Genomic DNA, 1058 nt, shown 5'->3' with positions numbered 1-1058 from the left:
AGCCGCCTCACCGAACGAGGCGCCACCCGGGCCGACGACAAACTCTCCGAAGCCGCCATGGAAGACCGCAAGCGCGAAGGGTACTTCTAGACATGCCGACCGACCTGCAGGCCGACCCGACGGCCGAGAACCCCTTCGGCGACGCCGCCGCCACCGCCCTGCTGCGCTTCGCCACCGCCGGCTCCGTCGACGACGGCAAGTCCACCCTGGTCGGCCGCCTCCTGCACGACTCCAAGTCGGTGCTGGCCGACCAGCTGGAGGCCGTCGAGCACGCCTCCCGCAACCGCGGCCAGGACACCCCCGACCTCGCCCTGCTCACCGACGGACTGCGCGCCGAGCGCGAACAGGGCATCACCATCGACGTCGCCTACCGCTACTTCGCCACCCCCCGACGCCGCTTCATCCTCGCCGACACCCCCGGCCACGTGCAGTACACCCGCAACATGGTCACCGGCGCCTCCACCGCCGAACTCGCCGTCGTCCTGGTCGACGCCCGCAACGGCGTCGTCGAACAGACCCGCCGCCACGCCGCCGTCGCCGCCCTCCTCCGCGTCCCGCACGTCGTCCTCGCCGTCAACAAGATGGACCTGGTCGACCACGCCGAACCCGTCTTCGCCGCGATCGCCGAAGAGTTCACCGCCTACGCGGCCTCGCTGGGCGTGCGTGACGTGGTGGCCGTGCCGATCTCCGCGCTGGCCGGCGACAACGTCGTCGTCCCCTCCGCGCACATGGACTGGTACGGCGGCCCGACCCTGCTGGAGCACCTGGAGACCGTGCCGGTCGGCACCGACCCGGGCGAGGAGCCGGCGAGGTTCCCGGTCCAGTACGTGATCCGTCCGCAGAGCGAGGAGCACCGCGACTACCGCGGCTACGCCGGCCAGCTCGCCTCCGGCGTGCTGCGGGTCGGCGACCCCGTCACCGTGCTGCCCTCCGGCCACACCAGCACCATCGCCGCCATCGACGCCCTCGGCCGGCCGACGGACATCGCCTGGGCCCCCCAATCCATCACCGTCCGCCTCGCCGACGACATCGACATCTCCCGCGGCGACCTCATCGCG

At 72.3% G+C, this 1058-nt stretch carries 1 protein-coding gene; it reads left to right on the top strand.

Annotation, left to right across the window (positions count from 1 at the left end; all coding sequences use genetic code 11):
- Positions 1 to 92 precede the first annotated feature (92 nt).
- Positions 93 to 1058 (top strand): sulfate adenylyltransferase subunit 1 (locus ABT014_RS34520; protein WP_350643822.1); only part of this gene is annotated, 966 nt, incomplete at its 3' end.

It is taken from the genome of Kitasatospora sp. NPDC094015, assembly GCF_040304075.1.
Classification (GTDB): domain Bacteria; phylum Actinomycetota; class Actinomycetes; order Streptomycetales; family Streptomycetaceae; genus Kitasatospora.
The sequence above is the reverse complement of the archived record's forward strand: the minus strand, read 5'-3'. Positions and strand labels throughout refer to the sequence as shown.